The following is a 21,270-nucleotide window of genomic DNA, read 5'->3' on the forward strand; positions in this document are numbered from 1 at the left end:
ATTAACAGAATTATGTTATAGATGCTGAAAACACCTAACCAAAGAATTGCCTCACCGGTAAAACTAATTGCTTCATATCCACTATGATTGTTAATATGTGACTCTTCCCCTTTGTAAGTAAACCAAATAATATTAGAAATAAATACATACAAAGCAATTAATAAGGCTGACTTTATATAAACTAATATTTTGTTAGATGAAGAAAACGATTGTAATGTAAATAAAAATAGAACACCATATACTAGCATAAAAACTGTTTCAGAAATCCCCATTACGGTAGACTCACTTCCTTACACTAACTTATATTTATTTACTTATAACCCTCCCAAGAGATTCGACATTGTAAAATCCTGCTCAATTTAAGTATTTAAAGAGAGATTACCTTATGCAGCTATCGCTACCAGTTTGTTGATTAAATATTGCTTATCATTTCGATAACTATTGAAGCAGACTGATTTCCAGCAATTTTTTCAAAGGTATCATATGTGATAGCTGCTTCCTCGTCTGCATTATCCGATATACATCTAATAATAATAAAGGGTATATTGTTTATAAAAGCCACATGACCAACAGAAGAACCTTCCATTTCGACACAAGCAGGAGAGTAATCGTTTAATAGGACACCTTTTAGCTTATTATCCTCTACAAAACATTCACCACTTACGATTCTTCCACAATGGTATTTAGATGCTGTTGATATACATGCTTTTATTGCCAAATTTATAAGTTCCTCGCTTGCAATAAATGTCTCTTCAAAAGGAAAGAGATTTTTCATTTGGGCTTTTCTCACATCATGGTGTGTTACATCAGAAGATATAACCATTTCACAAACACTAATGTCATTTTTCAAACTTCCCGCAATACCAGTATTAATAACACAGTCAATATTAAATCTATCTATTAATATTTGAGTACATGATGCTGAATTTACTTTTCCTACCCCACAGCGTGTTAGAACAATTTCTCTTCCATAAAGCACTCCAGTGTAAAATGGAAATCCTGCAAATTTATATTCTTTTAATAATTCCATTTTATCTAACACTAAGTCTATTTCTATCTGCATTGCCCCTATAATACCTACCCTCTTCATATAACCATCTCCCTAAACAAGCATACTCATGTATTGCCCCTTATTAAACAATTCTGCCCTTATCTACAGTATGAAAATCAACCGTATTCAACGTAAGTAAAGAAAGCAAAAGTGCTAGTTTTCTATCTTTGTGGAAGCAATATCTACAGTAAGTTTTTATAGTTTTTAACGTATTCAACGATAGGACTTTACTTGGAGAGGTGGGTATGATAGGCAGGCTTGCCTACTGAAACACCTGCTTCAGCCTTTCAAGACTAATCATGCCCACAGAGGCTCCAAGTCAAGTCCTTAACCACTTATCTTTGAATACATATACATAAAGATAATAGGTGCTACAAATCAACGCTTTATTGCTGGAACTGTAGATAATGGCCCTATTGCCTAATACCAATTATTTCAAAAATCAGACATTTACTCAAGATATTTTTCCATAAAAAAGAAGCTTATCTTGTTGCAGATAAGCTCCTGTTAGTTCAACAATAAAATCTAATCTTTACTGTTTTCCTTCAATTGTTCATTTATTTTTTTTAGTTCCTCTGTCTGATTAAGGATATTATTGTTAACTTTTCTTATTGCATCATATATAGCAAAAATACCAGCAAAAATTAAAATTAAAAATAGTATTTCCATTTCAAGTCCTACTTTCTGTTATTAACATTTTTTCTAAGGCTAACCCTTTATCACAGCAGATAGCTTTTTAATCTATCCTTTTAATAAATAATACCCTATCTTGATTTGTTCCATCGTAATTTGAAAATACAGATACTCCATCCACTTCTTTATCACCTTTATCAATATCGAACCCTAACTTGGTATGATAGGAAATCGAAACCTTATTTACTGGTGAAGTTACAGCATGGACAACCTTTCTATTACTCTGTTTCACCACATTAAAAAATTCATTATAAAGCCGCTTTCCTATATTATATTCTCGGTATTTAGGGTGAACCCCAACAAAATGTATGTACGCAATCGGATTCTGATTGAGACAAAAAACCATCTTTTTGAGCAATAAAACTTGTATTATTAAAATGAACAAAGAATAACTTAGGTAACATATCTGACATTTGCCTTCCACTCCACCATTCGTTAATCAAAGGTGAGATAACGTAATAATCAGAACTTTCCACATTGCGTATTTCCACCAATAAACATCCTTTCTTATTTCTGTATAAGATTATATTATCATAAGAAAAAAATCATTTTGTTCAACTTTACTGCCCGTTAGCACAAGAAGCGAATGCCCTTATTGAACACTCGATCTCTGTTTACTCAACATGAATAACTACTAATCCTGCTTTATCGGTATCTCCTCTTCCTACCTATTCGTCCTCACTAGAATGTCTGTCATTGTGCCACCTTATTTTTATTTCACTGACAGAAGGACTTATCGTTGCTTCAAGTACACTACCATTTCTTTTTAAGACAAACCTTGTTCATAATACCAAGGCAGATCTTTATCTAATTCAATTGGGTCTGATAAAATATTTCAATAAGTTCATCTTCATCTGGGAATAAGTCCATATCCATCGAAATTACCGACTTCTAAATTTTTTGTAATATTACTGGGCTAGCGGCTCTCTCGCCAAACTTTTTCTCTATTCTACTTTATACTCTTCAAACGAATCGTATACTGTTGTAAAGTAATCCTTTAGTTCTTCAGGTAAACTAGAGTAGTGTCTTATATTTAATACATCTTTATCGTGCTTCTTCATTTCTCGGAGATGCGTTAGATTTACCAAGTTACTATAATAATTGATAAATATTTCAGATGATTCATCGTAAAAAAAGACATACCAAATCGTATAGTGCATTGCTAACATTTTTTTCGTTTCTTCCTTATAATAGTCGAGTAGATCGTTACTATACTCTCCAGTTGCCATCGTATCAGACATATCTTTATAAAGAAGAAAATGACCTCCTAATTGATTGAAATTAATCATTCCGCTGTATCCTTGTGAGATACGCCTATCCAAGATTATGGCTGAATCATAAACACTGCGAGCTAACTTCTCCTGCTCCCTTTCCACAGTTTTAAACTTTTCTAAGTTCTCCAAAATCACTTTACTATGATACGAAAAATCGGTAATTTCATTTAACGTTTCTTTTGTCATTGCCTCACTGTACCCTTGCCTCATTTTGTTTTGGTGCAAAAGAAGTACACTTAAGCCAATGACTAAAACGATTAATGTAGTAAGGCTAACCTTACTAAACTTATTCATACAAACCCTCCTTTATATGATTATATATACAAAGATACAAATATTTTCACACAAAACTTTGTCTACTATGTCTCTTTCTTCTCTATATTTAATGCCTTTTATCGTTTTTTCTTGTTAAATTATTTTGCCCTATTGCTTAATACCAATTATTTCAAAAATCAGACATTTACTAAACATATATTTCCATAAAAAAGAAGCTTATCTTGTTGCAGATAAGCGCCCGTTAGTTGAAGAGTCTAAAGGTTTTTTTGCCATTTATAAAATGAAATTGTAAAAGTGCTAATGAATAAAATGATAAAGCTAATTCCTATAATCATTGGGACATATATAAAAGCATTTATTAAGCTATCTGAGGTTGACCACGATGAAGCATTAGTAGGTCTTGAGAAATTTATTGCATTCTGCCTTCCATTCACCCCAATTATTAAAAACAAAACACCAAATAAAAAGATACCAGTAGGTACACCAAACAATTTTAAATATTTATTTTGCATCATACCCTTCCTAACCTCCATATCACCATTATTTTTCCATTGTTTAACTCTTCTGCTTCGTTAGCACAAGAAGGAACTGTACTTGATGAACATGTGTTTAATTTCTTTAAAATTGATTTAGTGATTTTAAAGCCTTTTTAAACGGGAATGTATCGTCATTTCCTCTGTTTATGTATTAATTTGGCTAACCAGAGCGACAGTCTCTCCGGAGTTTGACTGGTATATCAAGAAGGTTTTTATCAACGTGAAAAATACTATGAAACAACGAAAACCAAGTATATATGGTTCTAGATTAAATAGGGGAGTGAACAATCATGCAAAAACAGTTGTGGAGGCAGTCAATACGGCCTTATTGTAAAATCAGCAAAAATAATCTCTAATTTATAGAGTAACTAAAATCTGTAACTCTTTCATACCCCTTAAGCAAATCAACCCAGTAATCATCTTTTATTCCTTGCTCACTATAATAATCAAAAAACTCGGACGGCTGCCCATTCGTATCACCATCACCTGTAAACATCAAAGTGTCTTCAACAACCTTACTGTAATGTTGCATTAAACGTTCCATAAGTTGTAATTCTTCCAGTTGTTCCGTTGTTAGGGCTGCTTCATTACTTTCCATATCCCTTTTCAGAAACATAAAGAACTCCCGATAATCATTATTTATAGAAACTATTTGATTATGATTATAATCACCTAATCTATTAAGGTAGATGTCCATTTGACTGATATCTTGTGTAACAAATGCTAAATAATAAAAGTTGCTTTCTAACTCTCCAGCCTGTACTTGTGTTATTTCACCTTTTTCTATCACATCTTGTAAGATACTTAATGCGTATGGTGGTGCACTTGATATTTGAACGACTTGATTTACTAATTCCTCAGAAAGATATCGTTCATATGATTGATTATCCCTTTCGGATAGGATCCATAAAGTTAAGAAAATTATCATACCTATTCCTAAAGTAAAAGGGATTATAATATTCTTGCCTAAATTCATCACTAATCTCACCCCTTTTCAATTCGGCCCTGGACTCAGTTCTTTATCATTATTGAATGATTTGCGAAAAACCAAAGGGACATACCCGGTTCTCTCCAATCCCCTTTAGCTAAATCCTCCCATCCTTCTTTCTTAACGAATTCCAAAGCAACCGTTATTTTAGATTGATATTTCTCGTTTTCTTCATCACTTTTAACGATTTCTTTTTCAGGTTTAAGCTTGAGGTGAGCAAGCGAGTAAACCAAAACACTAAGGAGTTATAGCTAAACCGATTACAACGTGGTAATTCAATTGGTATACCGGTTCATCATTACAACATCCCCCACATTAAATTGAATGGAGCTGTAAAGAAATAGAAAAGCAATCCTATAATTACAACCTTGATGATCTGTTTCGGAGACTGATATAAAACAATAATCGTGGTTATTAAGAGTAGGAATTCCAATATATTACGAATATCAAAATACCAAAAACCAAATGCAAAAGCTTGTCTTGAGATAAACATAATTAGGATAGACGAAATAAAAATGGCAATGACCCCTTTTCCCTTTGCGTACCAACAAACCAAAGCAATAAATGGTGACATAACCGTCATGGTTATCCAAATCATCATATAGGATTTAGGAAAAAAATCAGCAACCATCACCGTATAAAGATAATAACTACCTACCATGCCTACAAAAAACAAAAAAACATTGATGGCAGACCTAACAGGTGATTTGCTGTACACAGCTATTAGCACGGCTAGGAATATCCAAACACCTATCCGAGAAAAGAAGTTCCCTAAGCCCAACACTTCCAGAAAAAAAGGTAATTGGCTACCGGGAGTTTCATCAAGCATCTTGGAGAGCACACCTAATATTACCCCTGCTATAAATAGTAAGGACGAAGATACAATTTTTTTCGAGAGCGATATTTTTACCGGTCTGCGGATATCATGTAAAAGTAATAAACCACTCATCCATTAGCCTCCCAACACTTTTTCCACCTAATCATTCATAAACTCCTGCTTCCCCACTTGATACAGTTGAGGGTTTTCAGGAAACTATATTAAAACCAGAGGGACAGTCCCGCAGGTTCTCTCTGCAAGATCCTCCATCCTTTTGGCTTGCTATATGTTTCTCAGCATCTCTATATAATTCTACAAAATTTGTAAAAAACCCTTTCAATAGTGAAAGCTTCAATTGATTAATTTGAGCTAGAGAGCTCTAGTCTCCCTAACAGATAAACGCGAATTTGAACGCCCGATTATAAATAAAGAGTTCCATGAAAAATCTAATCTTTTGCAGTTATTATCCGAAGTTTACGATACTATGGAATTTGGGTAACAGGAGTGGTATCCATCTGTTCTAAGGGGGGAATTACAATAATTTTAGAAGATGCAGTAGAGGCAATTGTAAATAGTCTTAAGCAGGATAAAAGGGTGCAGTCTATCTTTTTAAAAGGTTCATTAGGTCGTGGAGAACAGGACGAGCATTCTGATATAGATTTGTATTGCCTAGTGAACAAAGAAGATGAAGAAGAGTTCCTTCAAAGCAGGCTTCAACATTTAGAATCATATAACAACATACTGTTTCATGACGATATTTTTATTGTCGCTCCACAAATTCTTGCAGTTTATGAGAACTTAGTGCATGTTGATTTGTTTACCGTGACCGAACATACCTTTATCGAAAAGGATTTTTTCAAAGTCCTTTTTGACCCAAATGGGAAATTAGAGAAATTCAAACAAAGCCAGAACCTAAAATTATCCGACCTTGAGTTTCAAGACGCAGTCGATGATGTTGCATGGTTCCTATTTCAATATAAAAAAGCTTCTGCCAGAGGCAATGATATCTGGTCAGTTAATATGCTCCATAATGTTATGACACATCTATCAAGAGTATTACTGCACCGTTATAATCCGAACAGGGCACAATTGGGCATGAAAACAATTAAAACCTCTCTTCCAGAAGATATCAACCTTGTAATAAATCGGATCTATGAGAATATGACACCCGATAAACACGATCAGGCTGTGAAGATTATTTGTGAGCTGTTATACAGTGAAACGGATTGGGTTTTTAATGAGGCAGCATACCCTGATAAAACTAAGCCATTGTGGGAACGGATGGTTTCTTCATTCATCTAAAACAAGATATTCCCTTGATGCTTAGCCTATCAAACAAACATACCAATCTAACAAATCGATTTAAATGGTGTTGTAGTCTCTTTATCTTTTAGGGCTAATACATCTACTGATAACCAGTGGGACAGTCCCACTGGTTCTTCTTTTTTCACGTACTTTCCCCTCTTTCCGCCTTGTGTTTTACTCTCACACTGTAATTTCTCATTGCCTTTGGAATCCCTTTTATTTCTAAGATTCCGCTGTAGACAAAGGTTCTTAGTCGGTACTCGAGAAAGGAATCATTCACCATGGCATCCAGATGACCGTACATTTCCCCAATAATCCTTGCCGATTTGATAAAAGCATCCTTTCCGTTCTCCTTTTGTGCCTCCCTTGCATGGTAGAGAAGTTGTTCATCATAATAATCCTCAGAAACACTTTTGATTCCGTCCTCTTCCCAGATACGAAGCACTTCTTTTGTATTGGATAACTCCAACCATTGTTTCACAAAAATGCGAATCTCCTCTTTCGATAATGGAGAGGAACCTTTTTTCTCCATTATTTCCTTCAGCTTCTCAGGATGAGCTTCGGCAGTTTGACGAAGAAAGTGGCGCGTATCCGCTGTGTCATATAATTGTTTATACGCCATTGAGGTGTTGATGAGATAAACCTCATTTTCTTTGCCTTGTAGTTCATGGAGGATATAGCGAACGAAAACTTGTTCTCCTGCATTATCCGCTGTCCACACTACGATAGGCAACCCCTCCGGAATGGCACAGATTTCCTCCATAACTTTCTCCAGCCTGTTTACATATTCATCTTCCATGTAATCTCCACCAAAGTTAATATGATCTCTCAGCCATTCATATCGCTCCTTGCGTCCTTTCTCTTCCTCAAGCTTCCATAAAGGTCCCATGGCAAAGAACTCCGGAAAACCAATTACTTTATGGTCCCGCTCCAGTCCAACCCTGATTGACCCGGCCGCTGAATCCCCAGAGACAATATGAGCTGTATGAAAGTCCTCTCGCGGCGGAGGAAGAAGCGATGAGCAATCTTGTACTATATGGTTGATTTCTTCCATAATTTCCTCTTTTGGAACATCACTTGAATAAAGCACATCCAGACGTACCATAGCAAGTAAAAGCAACTCTCTGGCCTCACTTCCTGATAACTGATTAATCGAATCGCTTATTTTCCGATGCATCTATGTACCCCCTAGGAATATTTTACTTTTAATCAAATAATGGCGACTATAGTTGGAAAATGGGTGTTTAAGCCCTCCTGGTAATGTCTTCACTTCAACACTTCTACTCCAATAGCATATTTAGCCACTGCCTTGTTCCACAATCGCCCTATCGTTAAGATAATATAGAGTGCAATTGTTTCTTATACTTTATTCTTTGCATCTGTTCATGTAAGTGGTGGTATCAACAAGTTTTGAGGCACCTGGATTTCCATCTTTTATTACTATTTGGGCACCAACGATATCATTGTTTTGATTACTATAAATTACGGCTTTTAATTTCCCCTCACACCGCTCTTTTAAGAGAACGATTTGCATATATAAGGTGTCGTGTTTCATTAAATCATTCAGATTAAGACCTTGTTCACCTAGTTCTTTAAGCAGTTCTTCATTATCTGGAAGTGAAAAAGGCTCTTTTTCCAACACACGACTTACTGTCCATCCATTTTCACTCAAATAATTTAAGTGCTCTTCACTTATTTCAGCAGAAGAGCAGCCTGCTAGAAGGAATAATATAAGTGAAAACCCAATAATTAATCTTCGCATTAAACACTCTTCCTTTGACTTTTATCTGTTTTTATTCAATTCTCTTACCCTTTACAAGAAGAAAGGCAATAGCTGGATCAATTAGCTGATCTTCAGTTATTGCCCCCGTTCGTTGAAGATGAAAAACCAATAATCTTGATAGCACATTATATTATTGGAATTTTAAGATACGATTGGTAAGTATATCTCCACTTCTTCCTCACCATTTTCTAATAGATAATAGGTTTCTACAATAAGCGTCTAGATTCCTTTTAAATCCTTTGTTATCTGTCCATTTCATTAAATGGTTTTGTAGGTTCTCAATATTATTTATGTTTCCCCTAGTCGTAACATAATCTTGGTTTAGTTCAATGTACTCCATTCCAAAGGTATTTCTGTTTGAGCTCTGTTTACAATCATTCCTACATAATAGTTACCTTCAAGGTGATTTTCGTCTTTTTTAGGTTCAAAAATAGCTATTTCAGTACCAGTTTTATTTTTAATTTCATTAGTACTTAATTCGTTTGATATGAATTTACCTTAAAAGTAATGGTAGCATCTTTTATATCAGACATTTTAAATGCAACTTTTAATCGGCTTTCCAATGTTTCCTCAAACTCAGAATATTTTTCAGTATCTAAAGAATTCTGCCAAGCTAACTGAAGATGTAAAATATCTGTCTCTTCCCTTGCTATAGGATTAAACGCCATATTTTCACCAGTAATCTGAGCATTAGCAGGTGCTGCAATATTCATCATTAGTACTTCCATTAGCTTTAATTCTGTTTCTGAGTAATTATTATCTGTTACTATAACTTTTACATCTGAAGTTGCTACTTTAATTGAGAACTCCACCCTTCGTTATTTTTTATATACTTCCATCTTGTATTGATTGATTGTATATGTATCCATAAAAATCCCTCCCTTTACCGCAATACTTATTAATTCTATAAACAAAACATAATCCCCTTTCTCCCTAGAATAATTTAGCTAAAATTCCAGTAATGTGGGAAGTAACGGAGATTGTTCACCTGTTTCCGAGGCAGAGAACCACCCGTGAGCTTTTGTTAAATGGGACATATCTAAACAGTTCCTACATAAGTTAGAAGTAAAATCTGATTGTGAGGGTTGTATGATGTGGTCCGAATTTAAAGAATTCATCTCAAGAGGAAACGTTCTCGAATTGGCTGTTGCCGTTATCATTGGTGCTGCTTTCAATAATATAGTCAATTCTCTTGTGGAAGACATGATCATGCCGATTATCGGAATAATTGTTGGTGGTATAAATTTAGAAACCCTCTATTTTAGAGTTGGAGGAGCTTTCGTCTACTATGGGAAATTTATTCAATCATTGATGGATTTCCTTCTCGTATCTATTGCCATATTTACGGTCATCAAAATTTTTAATACATACCGTCGTAGAAAAGACGAAAATAAAGTATTCAAGGTAAAGGCAATAACGAATATAGAATTGTTGACAGAGATTCGTGACATATTGAAGAGGCAAGAGGAAACGGTCGAAAGTGATAAAGTGAAAGAAAAACCTGATGAGACAGTTATTCGATTTAAGAAAAAAATAAAATAGAGGAAGCATTGAAATGGGGCGACAGCTTGGGTATACACTGCCTGATACTGGCTGAAGGAAGAGTAGGCTTATCAACCCTCGCTTCGCCTTTTACCGCACCAATAATCATACAAGATAACAATTCCACTGACGACTATTCCCATATTAAAAAGTATAAACGTATATTTCTCCTTTCAATTTTCATACTAAAAATAGGAAAGGAGTGATACTTATGGCGAAACGCAATGGCAAAACGGACGCAGAGCAAAAGAATAAAAAAGGGTTTGACTCGAGTAAAACGGATACAGAGTTTTCGAAGGAACTAGGCAGTGCGGCTGCGAATCGATCGCATAAAGAGAAAGCAAAAGAGAAAAAGTCTTCCAAAAACCAGGGAGAATGGAATGGAATGCATTGATTTTTATATAGGACGGGTCATATAATTTTTCAAAATAAAGGACAAAGAGCATACAAACGCCCTTTGTCCTTTAAAACATATTAAAGTTTGCCCAACGCTTCTTTGACATCCGCAGATCCACTCACCACTTGAAACTCTTTCCCTATTGTCGAATCAGCCTCTATACATCCAAAAAGAACATGTGCAACGTCCTCACGCGGAACTTCTCCTATTTCCACTTCACGCGCGATTTCCACTTTTGCAGTTCCGTTCTCATTGGTCAATCTTCCTGGGTGGACAATTGTGTAATCCAAAGCTGTCCCCCGCAGCCACTCATCTGCGTAGTGCTTGGCTACTACGTATGGCGCGAATGATTCAGGTGCTTCCTGTATTGCTTCTCGGGTTGTATCGTATGAGCTGACCATGATAAACCGTTTCACACCTGCTTTTTCAGCTGCTTTAATGGTTTTGACAGCTCCGTCTAGATCAATCATGAGCGTCTTATCGGCGCCAGTGTTCGGGCCGGATCCAGCTGTGAAAACGATGGCGTCTACTCCCTCTGCTGCTTTTGCGATATCTTCTATTTCCCCTTCTAAATCTACAATCGCAGTTTCTGCACCGATTGTTTCGAAATAAGATGCCTGCTCCTCTTTCCGTATCATCGCTTTTGCCTTATGCTTGCCACTATCTTGAATTAGACTCACTAAATGTTTTCCGACTTGTCCATTTGCTCCAACGACTAGGATTTTCAAAGTATCCACCCTTTCTTTTTGTTTATATAAATATCATAAACGGTATTTACGCTTAATGTCTAATGTCCTGTTTGGGTGCCTGAACCCTGTAGTTGTGATTAGACTTTCGTGTATCGGGTATTAGGGGTCCTGCTGATTCAAGTAACCAGAAGAACAGTCCCTCGGGGTTTTTATTGTGTACCTTCCCATCAGTTATCCAAAGTCTCCTGCACCCCGAAAATGGGTCGAGGGACCTGTCCCCAAAACAAGGAATAATTTGCCTTTTGTGGTATTATAAATGCAAGATCCTATTTTACTGAGGCTGACTGTAGCTTAAACACAGGTACAATTAACTGAGGAGGTAATTAATGAGGCAAAAAAATTATTTTCTATACATTTTAAGTGCAACAATTATTGAATTATGCATCTTATTATTTATAAATTCTACTCTTTATAGGGGTGTTTTCGATTTAGGTTTATTAATCCCGTTAATGACGACTGGGGTTTTGATCTCTTATTATTATTTGAAAAGAGGAATGAGGAGTAAATGGGCAAAGCCAACTTTAGTCATATTCTTTATTATTCCTCTATTACTCTTTATTTTTTTCAGACCGACCTACACTTTTGAACAGGCTAAACAATTGGTATATGAAAGTGCGTATGACGTGTCTCACATTGTTGTATATAATGAAAATAGATACAGAGATACTGTTCCTATATATACCGAAGATACGCGGTTCTTTATTCGTTATCGGGATTACCACTTTGAAGCGGAGGGAAGGTATTTTTTAGTGGATCCTCGTTCTGGTGTAGTTACTGAGATGAGACGACCTTATTGGCAGTAATCTATCAATTTATAGTAAAAACTATTTCGCTCCCTTGTTAATTAATAGAGATAAAAACTATTCCGGTGGGATAGCAAGTTCAGCCGTTTCTCTATGGAACGGCTGTTTTTTTTATACATCGCGCAGAAAATTGACAGTGATTTTGTTAGAGTTTGTCTTCAATGTGATGTTCTTTTTCAAGACGTAGCTCGTTTGTTCAATAAACTATTTGTGTAATATCGTCTATTACCATATCAGCTTGCTCAAGTTCGCCTTGCTTTTAAATATTCGGTTAACCCATTACTAGCTATGTATATTGAATAGTTATTTTAATTTAGCACTTCCAAACTGAACTACTTATATATACCTATCGCCTTTTATTTTTTTGTTTTTTCCAACATATAAATAATAAAACCTTCCCTGTGTTCTTCTTGATCTATAATTTTTCGAACATAGTATGGGTCACTTAGTAGCCCTGTTTTCATAGATGTTTCAAGAAAACCTCGAGTTTCAGGATCTTTCATCCATTCTTTAAACCATGTCAACTGTTTAAGTTCTCCTCTAAGCTCCTCTATGTTTGGTTCTTTTAGACGAAGGATATATTTTTGTACAAAGCTGATTACTAATCCAATAGTCAATAAACAGAGTAATAAAAAAAGCACGTTGTCTCTCCTCATTTATTATCGGGAAGCATGGGAGTCTTTATGAAAAGACCCAATAAAACATGTTATTGGATTCGTTAGTTTATTAAGTAACCAAAATCTGTTACTTTTTCAAACCCCTTAAGCAAATTAACCCAGTAATCATCTTTTATTCCTTGATTACGGTAATAATTGAAAAACTCCTATGGCTGCCCCGTCTGACTGGAATTACCTGTAAACATTAAAGAGTCTTCAACAACTTTACTATAATTATGCATTAAACGTTCCATAATTTTTAATTTTTCTATTTGATCTGTTGTTAGTGCTATTTCATTACTCTCCATATCCTCTATCAGAAACATAAAAAACTCCCGATAATCGTTATTTATAGAAACGATTTATTAACTAGAGGGACAGTCCCTCTGGTTTTTTATTTTGTACCTTCCCATCGGTCATTCAAAGTCTTCTGCACCCCGAAAAATGGGTCGAGGGACCTGTCCCCAAAAACCTCTTTTTGTAAAGCACCTTTGACATTTAATAAAATGTAAAGTATGCTTTACTTACAACCGATTGTAAAGCTTACTTTACAAAAGGCTGTTTTCGCATTGATTGTTGCTTTTACGTATGTTTGTACCACCCGTTACAATCCTTGCTGCCGTGCTCTTTTCCTGTTAAATTAAAAAATCACTCTTAATCTTGAGTGAACAGAACAGTAGAGAATCCAAATACAAATTTTTTACGGGTTTGTAGCAACAATCTTTACGAAAAGAGCTTTACAAATATAATTGAGGTGTGGAAAAGTTGAAAAATCGGATTAAGAATCTGCGCAAAGCCGCGAAGATGACGCAAGAGGATCTAGCAATAAAGGTAGGCGTCTCGAGACAATCGATTATTGCGATTGAATCGGGAAAGTATAACCCCTCACTTGAACTAGCATATAACATTTCAAAGGTATTCGATTGCATCATTGAAGAGGTCTTTATTTTAGAAAAAGGGGGAGAAGAATAATGGAGGTACAAATAGGTGGGTTAATTGGATTATATGGAGGAGCTGTAATTGGTATATTATGCTGGTGGTTTGGCAGGCATATGGCCAAAAAGCAGGGTGGTTTGGATGAACTACATGCCCATATTTGGCAAAAGGCTCGTGCCATTTCTTGGTTCTTTACCCTTGCTTCCATTTATTTATTACTAACTTTGATCATATTCGGTATGGAACTAAGAGCACCCATCGTACTTGCTATCATAATGGTTGTTCATATGACGAGCTATGGATTTACCGGGATGATCTTGTCCATCAATATGAATATGGAAGAGCCTTTGAAACCTTCCAGAGTCCTATTCGGTCTTTTCATTGTGGCCTTGTCAGTTATTTGTTTTGCAATCCTGTCTTTTACTACCGGCAACTGGTGGTTCCTGCTTGCCAGCGTTCCACCAAATACCATTGGGATAATATTTGCATTGACTCCTGAACGAAGCGGTGAGGATCACGCTTGATAGAAAATATTAAAGGATGTGACCTTTATGACACACGAAGCTAAAAAGTTAATACCAGGTTTAGGCACTTTGGTTAAAATACAGCCTGATGAGGTTAGTTTTCAGATAGAGCACCAAGCCGATTCTACTGCAGCTACATTACCTGAGTTAGTGGCAGACTTTAACGAGCTATTAGCGAAGCTTCAAGCATCAGGCATTATGAAAAAAGAGTAACCAGAGGGACAGTTCCTCCGGTTATTTTTTTCGCCAACCGCTCACGTAAAAGTGACACGGTGTCTGTTGTCCCCTTGTCTCAAAAGTAAATATTGTGATTTTACTAAGGACTTATTTAAAAAGGAATAAAAAAATCCCCTGGACTCTGGTTCTCCACGCTTCTTCGTTATGGATAGCTCCGTCTACAATGTCGAACCTGAGATCCTTTAGTTTTTCCTGTAAAATCGCATGTACCTTTTTGCTAGATTCTACATATCGTTCTGGGGTAATGCTTTCTGTTACTTCGTTCGTTCCTATATCCATATAAAATCTTTCAATGCTTGTTAAATCACTGTTTTTTATTAAATTCTCTAATTCATTTTGATTGAACCAGTAGGCTGAAGAAACGGATGCTATTCGTTTGAAAATATGTGGATAAACGCATGCTGCATATGTTGATATGAATCCACCCATCGAGCTTCCTGCCATCGACGTTTCTTCTGGGATAGTTCTATATGAAGAATCAATCAATGGCTTTAGTTCCTTAACAATAAACTCCGTATATTTCTCCCCCTCCCCGCCTAAAACACCCCAATCCGAAAAGACCTCACTTTTCCAAGGTGAATACTCATCCAATCGTTTCATTCCTTCTTGATTGCTATCAATCCCAACTACAATTACTTGTATATCACTTTCATCAAGGAAATCGGGTATTCCCCAAGAAACGCCGAAATTAGCATCTTCATCATTAAAAAGATTCTGTCCATCATGCATATACAACACAGGAAACCTTCTATCGGACTGTTCATAACCTTTAGGAAGATAGACTCTGATCATTCTTTCTCGATTTAATGTTTTAATGTGCACTTTAAACTGTTCTAACATATGTAAAACCTCTCTTTCTAGAAAAACAGGGGGACGGATCTCCCATGATATAATTTTTTTCTATTTAGTTATTCCTCAATAATTGGGAACTATTGCTTGTTCCAATCTTTCTTTATTAGTGAATACGAATAATGATCATAGTATTTGCCTTTATACAAATGTTTATCTCTATAAATCCCTTCATTTATGAAACCTAAACTTTCTAATGTATTGGAAGACTTTTTGTTTTCCAAAGCTACATATGCATTTATCCTATTTAGTTTCATGTTACTAAAGCCACTCTCAATTGCTGCAATCAATGCCTCTTTCATATATCCGCATCCCCAAAAGTCATACCACAAATCATAACCTATTTCTGCTATATTATTGGTTCTGTCCCATAAATGAAAACCGCAGGTACCAATCTTTTCATTACTGCCTTTTCTCTCTATAACCCATCTATTATATCCTTTTCCTTCTGGATCGTTATACCACTCTATTAATTCGATAGCATCCTCTTTTTTCGTAAATATTTCTTCATCATATAGAAATTCACATATCTTTTCGTCACTGAAAAGTTTAAAGATAAAATCGGCATCAGTGTCATTTACATTTCTCAATTTTAATCTATTAGTCTCTAATTCAGGGAAAAACCTTTGCTCGCTCATACTAAACACCCTTCACATTGTTTACTGTCTTATTACGTTAACCGTCCCTGCGCTTCAAGTTCAGATTTTTACTGTTTCACCAATTTACTATTCTTCTTTTCCATGCAAAGAATATACCTTACCATTTTGGGTTGAGAATGCTCCTACAACCTCGTCACCACTCATTATGACGGCGACAAAAACACTACCTATTCCAAATACATTACTTAGTGAATGGTTGTTTACATAAAAAAATTCATGGTGTAATTCTTTATCCGTATAGAGCTCTGGATTGAGATCTTGTACTGATAAGTAATCTCTATAAGGTTTCTCGTTAATGTCTCTCTTGGAAATATAGTACGGTCCATATTCGCCTTTATTGTATAGAATAAATAATCCTTCTTCTTTTAAATAATTCATAGCAATAGTGCTTGACTCAGATAGGTTAGCTAAGTGAACCCACCTAATTCCGAACACGATTACAATTAAACTTAGAATAATAACAAAGAAGCCTCTTAATTTCATAGAACACCACTTTCTACCCCAATCCACAGGGGAGAGATCTTTAGATATAATGACTTCCTCTACTTTGAATACGTTGAGTAGTCAATATAAACTACTCTGTTATTAGATAGGTTTCTTCTGTAACTCCCTGTTCCTTCCGTTTCAAGTGCTCGCTTTCCGCGGGGCGGTGCAGGAGTCGATCACCTTCCACTCCAATCCACAGGGGGGAACACTTTTATATGTGGTGACCTTCTTTACATTGCTCATTTTAGGTTTCCTGTTCCTTTGCGTTTCAGGTGTTCGCTTTCCGCGGGGCGGTGCGGGAGCCTCCTCGGCTGCGACTGTGGGGTCTCCCGTCTACCGCTACCTCCCGCAGGAGTCGATCACCTGCCACTCCAATCCACAGGAGAGAGCTCTTTAGATATAAGGTGATTTTCTCCCTTAAATATGGTGGTTAGTTGTATATAGAATTCTAAGTTTTGTATAGGTGAAACTATTAAAAAGACCTTTAAAGACCACCATTTGAACTTGTGGTCCCAGCTGTGAATCGGAACGAAAGGCGGAGACTCCTGCGGGAGATCCGTTCCTTTGCTTCCAAAGTCCCTCTCTTTTTCGCAGCATTTTAATTTTGATTTCTCTGGAACCTTATTTTCTTCTCTACAATAAACGTTAGATAACCCACCCCAAGAAGTCCTATCGCACCGAAAATAACCGCTATAATATCAAGTTTAGAAGCATTAAAGTTAATAAACATTGCAAAAAAATTAATAACGACAACCAATAAGAATAACCAGTGTGAAAATCTTGAAAATAATTGCTTCATCATTTGCCACCTCTGAATTTAACAGGTTAATTTTAATTTTCATCTTCCATAATTCTGTCTCGCTAGCAAAGAAGCGACTGCCTTTGCTAAGCAATCGCTCCCGAGTGTTTAACAATACCAGTGTAGTTAAATGGTGGTTAGCCCGAATATACCAAACTGCCAGATTATGATTCCGAAGATAATAAATAACATTCCTTCTCCGATACATAATACGAAATATCTAGATTCCTCTTCTTCCTTCCACCAAAAAAATGCTTCAATAACTGAAAATAACGCAATAATTATCAAACAGAGTCCAAAGAATAACATCTGTGAAATAATTTCTAGATGTTGAAGGTAAAAAAGGAATGCCAAAATAGGAAATATGATAACACCTATAATCATATTAATGATTTTGTGTTTCTTGTTAACGAATTCCTCATGATAAGGCTCTTCTTTTACCTTGAATATCTTTATAAGAACGACCTTCAATACAAATTTTAAACAATAAAATATTGCTCCAAATAGTAACAGTTTTGTAATGACCATCTATTCCTCCTCTAATATTCTTTTCTATATATCTCAAATCCTTTGTTCAGTTAGAAGTGCCTATTGCTTAATACCAATTATTTCAAATATCAGATATTAACTCAAGATATATTTTCCATAAAAAAAGAAGCTTACTAAAGTCTTATTTTTAATATTCTATGTAGGTTGTACAAAAAAACCCTTGCTCAATAAATGCCAGATAACCACAAAAAAGGAGCATACCTTGTTCCAGATAAGCTCCTAGATAACGGAAAAGCCACTATTATTAAATCAGGTTTAATTCAATGAAAACTATCCAATTTTCTTAAGAACCCTTTGATTATCTGAAGAAAATCATCTTTATTTGGCTCCCAAAGCTCATGTCCAGAATCCATCAATTCAACAACTTCAACATTTTGAAGATTTTCCCTATATCTTTCAGCTTCACTATCTTTTAAGAGAGACCCTTCAGTTCCCCCCTTAATAATTAATACGGGAACATTTATTGTAGATAATTCACCATATAGATCAATGGGTTTAGACTCTTTTTGAATTCCCTCAACAACATGTTTCATCTCTTTTTTGATGTAGCTACGACTAAGAATTCTTTCTGACCAAGCTTTTGGTATTGCTGGGTATTTTGCAGGATAATCACAAATAATTAATCCTTTAATATCTGAATGACTAGAAGCAAATTTTATAGAATATGGAACTCCCATTGAATATGACATTAAACAATATTCACGAACTTTACTCTGTAATATTACCGAATGAATATCTTTTACATGGTGCTCAAAGGAATAACCGCTAGCTGGAGACTCACTGTTCCCACGTCCCCGTAGGCTCATTGATATAATTCCTCTTGGTTCTAACTCTCTTAATAAGTCCGTTGATTGCTCAGCGTAATTTAATGCACCAGGTACATAAACTAAAGGGGTTAAGAGTTTATTATAGTTGGTGCTTTGTAGGTAATGAATCTTTGCTTCCTCGGAGTTTGCCCATTTATTCGAAAAATCCATAACTTCACCTCTATTGTTAAGAATTAATTCAACACATTAACGTAATCTATATCTGCCCGACTCTTAAGCATGAAATGACTCACTGTGCTGCAATCGCTCCAGATAGTGGAATAAGCAAGATTCAAATAGAAACTATTCTTTATCTGATTTACCCATTGTTATGTCATCAAATGGAGTATAGTTGTTACTGGGTAATTTTCTCTTCCTTATGGCTTTAAATATTGAAAATCCAACTACAAGCACTACAAATCCGATGAAAAAATATGCCAAAAAAAACCCCTCCAATTTCTAATATAGGTAGTTATCCTTTTGAACAATCGCTCCCATTTACTTCAATAGTGTTCTTTTTTCAAATAACGATCATATCTTGCTTCCATTGTAATCCAACTTCCGATTCCATATGTTAAACCGAATACAAACGAGAACCAAAGGTACCCATAAATATCTAGAAAGTCCTCTTGGTAAAGATCTAGTGCAAGTTGAGTGAGAAAGGAAACACTTCCACATAGTAATAATCCGTGTAAGAATATGTATTTCCATTTCCCTAATCTCCTTTCTTTCTCCCATTTCTTCCATCGTTTCTCTTTATTAAAAATATTTATCCCCCCCATTAACACTTCATTTCTACATTGTGTGAATAATTCTCTTGTTCTACTATCCTGCCCTTAAATTGAATAACATCTTAAAAACCACCAGCAGTAGCTCACATGCCTTCTCATTTAGCCAATAAATACTGTTTTTTCGTCAACAAAACAAATTGGATTACCAAAAGGGTCTTTAACATAAAATGTCTTTTCCCCCCACGGTTGTGTTGTTATTGAATCCTCTATAAATGAACAATACGAATCTCTAAATTTATTATATATGTGTTCAAGATTAGAGACAGATATATAAATATGATCAGGATTAGGCTTCGGTTCGAAATTATCACCATCTGCGTTTGGATCAAAGCATGCTAAAATCGTCCCTCCACAATTAAAATAATGCCTTCCATTTGAGACTCTATTCCCCTCCATATTTAATATTTCACCATAAAATTCAGTTGCTTTTTCAATGCTCGACACAGGAATGATAACTCTGTACAATTTCATATTTTAATCCCCCTTGTTTAGTTAGCCTTCTAGTATCTCTTTCGTTTAGAAGCAGGGAGATAGAACAATGTGTTCCTCCCTACCGACCAGTCATTTCAGTTCAACTCTCGTACCTGCCATCAAATCACCTAGGTGACGTCTATCTTTTCTGAATAACCCCATTAAGAGCAAAACCAATCCAAGCAGTGATCCTGCATTAGTAATGATAATTGCCGCCATATCAAACTCACTATACATGCCATGAATCACACCTACATGTCCTAATTGCCATGGTATGAACTTTATGACGTTTCTCATTAAACTTGAGCTGAATCTTTCATTGATAAAAGTTACTTTTAATCCAGCCACCCTCTTTCCAATCGAACCTTTTTTATAAAAATCGAGATAGGAAAATAGTAAGATGATTGGGATCACGGATGTCAGTGTTGCTATTAGTTGTGCTTGGATTTCAGTATATGCTGGAATTCCGTCCAGAATAAGAAAGCTAATTGCTAAATTGGCAAGTAATAATAGAAGCAGGTAAACAACGATTACTAAGTAATCTACTATTAGTTCTGTTAGACGTTTTTTTATTGGTATGTTGTTCATTTGACACCTCCAGGGGATAGTAATAAATACAATGTGATTCCCCCTTTTATTCTATGGTCCTGTAAATATTATCTATTAATCGTATAACAAGAAGGGAATTTATGCTAATGTATTTTTAAGAAATATAGTTGGCTAAAGGAGGAATTCATTTGTTACATAAAATGAAAAAAGCAGAATTAAGGACCAAAGATGATATTTGGAATGCGATGGTATTCTTATTGAGTGACTATGATTTCCCGACTGACAATGAAACTGCTAATAAAGCGCGTATGGTGTACCATTATTACTCGGAGCTTGAAAGTGCAGGTCATGAGGGACTGTTCAATTGGTGCTCTTCGGATATAGAAGAGTTAGGTGCTGCCCGTTACTTCGAAAAGCTTGTTCGTGCTCTTAAAGAAATTAACGCCCAAGATTATGCTTTAATAGAAGAAAAATATGGCGTGCAGTTATGGAAGCTGTTTCAAGCATTAGAAAACGAAGAGATCCCTGAAGAAGAATTCTATAACATTATTGAAAAGGCAGATAACGAATATTGGCAGCTTAATGGAAAAATCGGAGAACTCTTAGAGACCTATTTTGTTAATATCCATAAGGAATTTATTGAAGTGATTGATGATTGACACTCCCACAGCTAAAGCAATGGGATTCTGAAGTGCTAAAGCGTTCGCTGTCCATTTCTGTTTTGAACTAGCCTCCCGTTAAGGG

General features: G+C 35.6%; 30 protein-coding genes and 1 pseudogene. 8 read left to right on the plus strand and 23 right to left on the minus strand.

What is annotated here, in order from left to right; all coding sequences use genetic code 11:
- Window positions 1–412 precede the first annotated feature (412 nt).
- The 7 genes and pseudogenes from K9B36_RS09100 to K9B36_RS09130 form a co-directional block, all read right to left on the minus strand.
- Entirely contained in the window at window positions 413–1,090 is a 678-nt protein-coding gene (locus K9B36_RS09100) for a 5'-methylthioadenosine/adenosylhomocysteine nucleosidase (RefSeq protein WP_223701734.1), read from the minus strand.
- 486 nt (window positions 1,091–1,576) lie between these two features.
- Window positions 1,577–1,720 (minus strand): hypothetical protein, encoded by a 144-nt coding sequence (locus tag K9B36_RS09105; protein WP_223701735.1) that lies wholly within the window; start codon window positions 1,718–1,720, stop codon window positions 1,577–1,579.
- Between the two features lie 67 nt (window positions 1,721–1,787).
- Window positions 1,788–2,235, minus strand: a pseudogene (locus K9B36_RS09110) (N-acetyltransferase family protein).
- 453 nt (window positions 2,236–2,688) lie between these two features.
- Window positions 2,689–3,312, minus strand: a complete 624-nt coding sequence (locus K9B36_RS09115) for a hypothetical protein (protein WP_223701736.1) — start codon at window positions 3,310–3,312, stop codon at window positions 2,689–2,691.
- Between the two features lie 236 nt (window positions 3,313–3,548).
- Entirely contained in the window at window positions 3,549–3,809 is a 261-nt protein-coding gene (locus K9B36_RS09120; protein ID WP_223701737.1) for a hypothetical protein, read from the minus strand.
- Window positions 3,810–4,182: 373 nt separating this feature from the next.
- Complete coding sequence (locus K9B36_RS09125; protein WP_223701738.1) at window positions 4,183–4,809, minus strand: hypothetical protein; 627 nt, start codon at window positions 4,807–4,809, stop codon at window positions 4,183–4,185.
- 307 nt (window positions 4,810–5,116) lie between these two features.
- The gene (locus K9B36_RS09130; RefSeq protein ID WP_223701739.1) at window positions 5,117–5,767 is read right to left on the minus strand and encodes a hypothetical protein; all 651 of its coding nucleotides are present in this window, start codon (window positions 5,765–5,767) and stop codon (window positions 5,117–5,119) included.
- Window positions 5,768–6,139: 372 nt separating this feature from the next.
- Between K9B36_RS09130 and K9B36_RS09135 the strand changes: the two genes are divergently transcribed.
- Window positions 6,140–6,937, plus strand: a complete 798-nt coding sequence (locus K9B36_RS09135) for a nucleotidyltransferase domain-containing protein (RefSeq protein WP_223701740.1) — start codon at window positions 6,140–6,142, stop codon at window positions 6,935–6,937.
- A gap of 145 nt (window positions 6,938–7,082) precedes the next feature.
- On the opposite strand, the gene K9B36_RS09140 is transcribed toward K9B36_RS09135, so the two are convergent.
- From K9B36_RS09140 to K9B36_RS09150, 3 genes are all read right to left on the minus strand, one after another.
- On the minus strand, window positions 7,083–8,117 hold the full coding sequence (locus tag K9B36_RS09140; protein ID WP_223701741.1) for a DUF1835 domain-containing protein: 1,035 nt from the start codon (window positions 8,115–8,117) through the stop codon (window positions 7,083–7,085).
- A gap of 189 nt (window positions 8,118–8,306) precedes the next feature.
- Complete coding sequence (locus K9B36_RS09145) at window positions 8,307–8,702, minus strand: hypothetical protein (RefSeq protein WP_223701742.1); 396 nt, start codon at window positions 8,700–8,702, stop codon at window positions 8,307–8,309.
- A gap of 494 nt (window positions 8,703–9,196) precedes the next feature.
- Window positions 9,197–9,439, minus strand: coding sequence for a hypothetical protein (locus K9B36_RS09150; RefSeq protein ID WP_223701743.1), 243 nt, complete (start codon window positions 9,437–9,439; stop codon window positions 9,197–9,199).
- Window positions 9,440–9,812: 373 nt separating this feature from the next.
- Between K9B36_RS09150 and mscL the strand changes: the two genes are divergently transcribed.
- The gene (gene mscL, locus K9B36_RS09155; protein ID WP_317889868.1) at window positions 9,813–10,265 is read left to right on the plus strand and encodes a large conductance mechanosensitive channel protein MscL; all 453 of its coding nucleotides are present in this window, start codon (window positions 9,813–9,815) and stop codon (window positions 10,263–10,265) included.
- Window positions 10,266–10,476: 211 nt separating this feature from the next.
- Window positions 10,477–10,659 (plus strand): hypothetical protein, encoded by a 183-nt coding sequence (locus K9B36_RS09160; protein ID WP_223701744.1) that lies wholly within the window; start codon window positions 10,477–10,479, stop codon window positions 10,657–10,659.
- A gap of 80 nt (window positions 10,660–10,739) precedes the next feature.
- Here K9B36_RS09160 and K9B36_RS09165 read toward each other — a convergent pair whose 3' ends face one another.
- A complete protein-coding gene (locus K9B36_RS09165) occupies window positions 10,740–11,390 on the minus strand; it encodes an SDR family oxidoreductase (protein ID WP_223701745.1) in 651 nt (216 codons plus the stop codon).
- A 347-nt stretch (window positions 11,391–11,737) separates the two neighbouring features.
- Here K9B36_RS09165 and K9B36_RS09170 point away from each other — a divergent pair, with 347 nt between their 5' ends.
- Window positions 11,738–12,214 carry a hypothetical protein gene (locus K9B36_RS09170; RefSeq protein ID WP_223701746.1) on the plus strand — a complete coding sequence of 159 codons (477 nt, stop codon included), beginning with the start codon at window positions 11,738–11,740 and terminating at the stop codon, window positions 12,212–12,214.
- 356 nt (window positions 12,215–12,570) lie between these two features.
- Here the strand turns inward: K9B36_RS09170 and K9B36_RS09175 are convergent, their stop codons facing one another.
- A complete protein-coding gene (locus K9B36_RS09175; RefSeq protein ID WP_223701747.1) occupies window positions 12,571–12,855 on the minus strand; it encodes a hypothetical protein in 285 nt (94 codons plus the stop codon).
- Window positions 12,856–13,037: 182 nt separating this feature from the next.
- Window positions 13,038–13,196, minus strand: coding sequence for a hypothetical protein (locus K9B36_RS09180; RefSeq protein WP_223701748.1), 159 nt, complete (start codon window positions 13,194–13,196; stop codon window positions 13,038–13,040).
- A 439-nt stretch (window positions 13,197–13,635) separates the two neighbouring features.
- On the opposite strand from K9B36_RS09180, the gene K9B36_RS09185 reads away from it, so the two are divergent.
- The 3 genes from K9B36_RS09185 to K9B36_RS09195 are packed head-to-tail and all read left to right on the plus strand — an operon-like array spanning window position 13,636 to window position 14,543.
- A complete protein-coding gene (locus K9B36_RS09185; RefSeq protein ID WP_223701749.1) occupies window positions 13,636–13,842 on the plus strand; it encodes a helix-turn-helix transcriptional regulator in 207 nt (68 codons plus the stop codon).
- A complete protein-coding gene (locus K9B36_RS09190) occupies window positions 13,842–14,330 on the plus strand; it encodes a hypothetical protein (protein WP_223701750.1) in 489 nt (162 codons plus the stop codon). Before K9B36_RS09185 ends, K9B36_RS09190 begins: the two co-directional genes overlap by 1 nt.
- Window positions 14,331–14,357: 27 nt before the next feature.
- Complete coding sequence (locus K9B36_RS09195; RefSeq protein ID WP_223701751.1) at window positions 14,358–14,543, plus strand: hypothetical protein; 186 nt, start codon at window positions 14,358–14,360, stop codon at window positions 14,541–14,543.
- Between the two features lie 111 nt (window positions 14,544–14,654).
- Here the strand turns inward: K9B36_RS09195 and K9B36_RS09200 are convergent, their stop codons facing one another.
- From K9B36_RS09200 to K9B36_RS09245, 10 genes are all read right to left on the minus strand, one after another.
- Window positions 14,655–15,407: an alpha/beta hydrolase gene (locus K9B36_RS09200; protein WP_223701752.1), complete on the minus strand. Its 753-nt coding sequence runs from the start codon at window positions 15,405–15,407 to the stop codon at window positions 14,655–14,657.
- 89 nt (window positions 15,408–15,496) lie between these two features.
- The gene (locus K9B36_RS09205) at window positions 15,497–16,054 is read right to left on the minus strand and encodes a GNAT family N-acetyltransferase (RefSeq protein WP_223701753.1); all 558 of its coding nucleotides are present in this window, start codon (window positions 16,052–16,054) and stop codon (window positions 15,497–15,499) included.
- 87 nt (window positions 16,055–16,141) lie between these two features.
- Window positions 16,142–16,558: a hypothetical protein gene (locus tag K9B36_RS09210; RefSeq protein ID WP_223701754.1), complete on the minus strand. Its 417-nt coding sequence runs from the start codon at window positions 16,556–16,558 to the stop codon at window positions 16,142–16,144.
- A gap of 601 nt (window positions 16,559–17,159) precedes the next feature.
- Window positions 17,160–17,360: a hypothetical protein gene (locus tag K9B36_RS09215; RefSeq protein WP_223701755.1), complete on the minus strand. Its 201-nt coding sequence runs from the start codon at window positions 17,358–17,360 to the stop codon at window positions 17,160–17,162.
- Between the two features lie 126 nt (window positions 17,361–17,486).
- Window positions 17,487–17,888, minus strand: coding sequence for a DUF4181 domain-containing protein (locus K9B36_RS09220; RefSeq protein ID WP_223701756.1), 402 nt, complete (start codon window positions 17,886–17,888; stop codon window positions 17,487–17,489).
- 281 nt (window positions 17,889–18,169) lie between these two features.
- A complete protein-coding gene (locus K9B36_RS09225; RefSeq protein ID WP_223701757.1) occupies window positions 18,170–18,886 on the minus strand; it encodes an alpha/beta fold hydrolase in 717 nt (238 codons plus the stop codon).
- 132 nt (window positions 18,887–19,018) lie between these two features.
- Window positions 19,019–19,156 carry a hypothetical protein gene (locus K9B36_RS09230; RefSeq protein ID WP_223701758.1) on the minus strand — a complete coding sequence of 46 codons (138 nt, stop codon included), beginning with the start codon at window positions 19,154–19,156 and terminating at the stop codon, window positions 19,019–19,021.
- 62 nt (window positions 19,157–19,218) lie between these two features.
- The gene (locus K9B36_RS09235; RefSeq protein WP_223701759.1) at window positions 19,219–19,497 is read right to left on the minus strand and encodes a hypothetical protein; all 279 of its coding nucleotides are present in this window, start codon (window positions 19,495–19,497) and stop codon (window positions 19,219–19,221) included.
- Window positions 19,498–19,605: 108 nt separating this feature from the next.
- Complete coding sequence (locus K9B36_RS09240) at window positions 19,606–19,977, minus strand: VOC family protein (RefSeq protein WP_223701760.1); 372 nt, start codon at window positions 19,975–19,977, stop codon at window positions 19,606–19,608.
- A gap of 90 nt (window positions 19,978–20,067) precedes the next feature.
- The gene (locus K9B36_RS09245; RefSeq protein WP_223701761.1) at window positions 20,068–20,565 is read right to left on the minus strand and encodes an RDD family protein; all 498 of its coding nucleotides are present in this window, start codon (window positions 20,563–20,565) and stop codon (window positions 20,068–20,070) included.
- 149 nt (window positions 20,566–20,714) lie between these two features.
- Here K9B36_RS09245 and K9B36_RS09250 point away from each other — a divergent pair, with 149 nt between their 5' ends.
- Window positions 20,715–21,185: a DMP19 family protein gene (locus tag K9B36_RS09250; protein ID WP_223701762.1), complete on the plus strand. Its 471-nt coding sequence runs from the start codon at window positions 20,715–20,717 to the stop codon at window positions 21,183–21,185.
- The last annotated feature ends 85 nt before the right edge of the window (window positions 21,186–21,270 follow it).

Source organism: Sutcliffiella deserti (assembly GCF_020037475.1).
GTDB classification, from domain to species: Bacteria; Bacillota; Bacilli; order Bacillales; family Bacillaceae_I; genus Sutcliffiella_A; species Sutcliffiella_A deserti.